Source organism: Mycobacterium sp. TH-M15 (assembly GCF_057473705.1).
Window position 1 is genome coordinate 1 of sequence record NZ_JBYCLB010000598.1, and the last position, 2,924, is coordinate 2,924.

At 70.5% G+C, this 2,924-nt stretch carries 2 protein-coding genes and 1 pseudogene; 1 reads left to right on the forward strand and 2 read right to left on the reverse strand.

The genetic code is table 11. The features are described 5' to 3' along the window. Window positions 1–109: 109 nt before the first annotated feature. Together AC2VNT_RS14710 and AC2VNT_RS14715 are read right to left on the reverse strand one after the other, a co-directional pair. Window positions 110–649, reverse strand: a complete 540-nt coding sequence (locus AC2VNT_RS14710; RefSeq protein ID WP_486947558.1) for an MmpS family transport accessory protein — start codon at window positions 647–649, stop codon at window positions 110–112. 250 nt (window positions 650–899) lie between these two features. Further along, window positions 900–1,547, reverse strand: a complete 648-nt coding sequence (locus AC2VNT_RS14715) for an SACE_7040 family transcriptional regulator (protein WP_486947559.1) — start codon at window positions 1,545–1,547, stop codon at window positions 900–902. An 85-nt stretch (window positions 1,548–1,632) separates the two neighbouring features. Here AC2VNT_RS14715 and AC2VNT_RS14720 point away from each other — a divergent pair. Continuing rightward, a pseudogene (locus AC2VNT_RS14720) lies at window positions 1,633–2,832 on the forward strand (AMP-binding protein); the annotation flags it as partial. Between the last annotated feature and the right edge of the window lie 92 nt (window positions 2,833–2,924).

Below are 2,924 nucleotides of genomic sequence, written 5' to 3' on the forward strand. Positions count from 1 at the left end.
TCGACGTGTTCCACGACGACCGGGCCGGGATGGGCGGGCAGTGCACGGTTCTGCTGGTCGGGCTGCTGGCGATGGGGGCGGTGAGCGCACCGCATCGGCGGGCCGGTTCCTAGCCGCCGGCGGTTGTGCACAGCGCTACGACCACCCCGGTCTGCTCACGCACCTGGGAGCCGTCGACCGTGATCGAGCAGCTCACCTGCTGGCCGAGGCTGACCACCGTCACGCTGGCCACCGTCGACGCCGGCGGGGAGAGGGTGACCTCCTTGCTCCACGGCAGCGGCACGTCGAACTCGGTGCGCAGCACGCCGCCGGTGTCGAGGTAGGCGATGCTGACCGCCCGGCCTTCGCCGGTGACGCTGTAGCCGATCTCCTGCGCCACGCCTCCCGGCGCCGTCGACGTGGTAGGCGGGGATGGCGGTGCCGGCACGGTGATGCTCGGCGCCGGCGCTCGTGGCCGGGTCGGAATCGGGCTGGCCGGAACCTTCGGTGGCGCGAGGGTCATGTCCGGATTGGCCGGCGGAGACGACGTCGCCGATTTGTCGGCCGGTCCGTTGACGACCATCAGCGCGATGACCAGTGCCACGAGCAGCAGCACCGCAGCGGCGGTGAGCAGAAACGCCCAACCGGGCGGCCGCCGAGGCCCGGGCATCGGGCCACCGCCGCCCGGGGGCGGGCCGGGCGGCGGCATGACCGGACGGTTCGCGGCCCAGTACGGCGGTGGCCCGGCCGGCGGCGGTGGGCCGGCAGGCCGCGGGGGCGGCGGCGCGGCCGGGGCCGGATACCCGCCGTACCCCGGCAGCTGGCCCGCATAGGCCGGATCGGCGTACTGCGGCGGTGCTGATTCGGCGTCCCACCGGGGGTCGGATCCAGCCGGTCGTCGTGGATGGCTCATCGCCGCCTCATGGGTTGCAGGGTACCTGCGGGTCGGCGTCCCCCGCGGTGCGCAGAGCGGCAACCGTCATCGCGCGCAGCACCGCGCGGGAGCGGGGGGCGGTGCCGATCGGCTTGATGCTGTGCGGTGTGGAGTTCAACAGCCCGAACGCGGCGTGTGCCATCAACCGTGCGGCGGATTCCGCGAGCCCGGGGTGCAGCTGCCGCAGCGTGCTCACCCAGATCTCCACGTACTGCCGCTGCGAACGGCGGACCTGGCGTTCGGCGGCGGGCGGGAGGTAAGCCAGGTCGCGGTCCTGGATGCGGATCAGGTCGGGCTCGCCGAGGACGAAGTCGAGGTGGAAGTCGATCAGTTCGTCGAGCACCTCGGCTGGGCCGTGTCCCCGGGAATCGGCCGCACGCGCCCCGGTCAGCAGCCGGGTGCTGATCCCGACCAGCAGCTCGACCAGCAGCGCCTCCTTGTTGGGGAAGTGCCGATAGATGGCCGGACCGCTGACGCCGGCCGCGGCACCGATGTCCTCCAGTCGGACGGTCAGGAAGCCGCGCTCGGCGAAGAGCCGCTCGGCGGCGGCGAGCAGCTGACCGCGTCGATCCGATTTCAGCCGGCTACGACGATTGGCCGGCTCGTCCCGGCCTGCCGGCACCGACCCCGCCATCGCGACCTCGCAGATCGTAGACAGTTGAGTTAATCGTCACTAACATAGCACCTGTCGGCCGGTTGGCTCGGCAGTCGGGAACGTGGTGGCAGCTGGGAAGTCCGTGGGACGCGTCGAACTCTCCTACGCGCGGGGCGATGTCGAGCCCGCCCTGCTGCGGACCACCATTGCCCAGACGCTCGCCGGCACCGCGGCGAGATGTCCGAATCGGGATGCGCTGGTGGATATCCCGGCGCGGCGGCGGTGGACGTATGCCCAGCTGCTCGATGATGTCCGCCGGCTGGCCACCGGCTTGAGCCGTGCCGGCGTCGGGCCGGGTGACCGGGTGGGAATCTGGGCGCCGAACTGCTGGGAATGGGTGCTGGTGCAGTTCGCCACCGCCGAGATCGGTGCGTTGCTGGTCAACATCAACCCGGCCTACCGCGCCGACGAGCTGCGGTACGCGATAGAGCAGTCCGGGCTGGCGATGGTGATCTCGGCGCCCGGCTTCAAGGAGTCCGACTACACCGCGCTGCTGGGCGAGGTGGCGCCGCGCTGCGGCGGCCTGCGCGAGGTGGTGTTCACCGGCAGCACCCGATGGGACGAACTAGCCGGGACCGAAGCCGACCCGGTGATGCTGGCCGACATCGCCGAGACGCTGGACGCGCATGATCCGATCAACATCCAATACACGTCCGGCACAACCGGATACCCGAAGGGTGCGACGCTCAGTCACCGCGGAATCCTCAACAACGGTTATCTGGTCGGCGAACTGCTCGGCTACACCGAGGCCGACCGGATCTGCCTCCCGGTGCCCTTCTACCACTGCTTCGGGATGGTGCTCGGCAACCTGGCGGCCATCAGCCACGGCGCGGCCATGGTGATCCCGTCGCCCGGCTTCGACCCCGCCGCGACGCTGCGGGCGGTGCAGGACGAACGGTGCACCAGCCTGTACGGGGTGCCCACCATGTTCATCGCCGAACTCGGCCTGCCCGACTTCGCCGACTACGACCTGGGCAGCCTGCGCACCGGCATCATGTCCGGCGCGCCGTGCCCGGCGGAGGTGATGCGCGCCGTCATCGACGACATGCACATGCCCGAGGTCTCCATCGTCTACGGGATGACCGAGACCTCGCCGGTCTCCACCCAGACCCGCCGCGACGACTCGCTGGAGCGCCGGGTCGGCACGGTCGGCCGGGTCTGTCCGCACCTGGAGATCAAGGTGATCGATCCGGAGACCGGCCGGACCGTTCCGCGCGGCACCGGCGGCGAGTTCTGCACCAGGGGCTACTCGCTGATGACCGGTTAGGACTCGCGCAGTAATTAGTTAGGTTTTCTGGTTTGGTGTGTCCACACTTGTGGTATGACGCTGCCAGCTGTGGACTCCGATTCGACCGC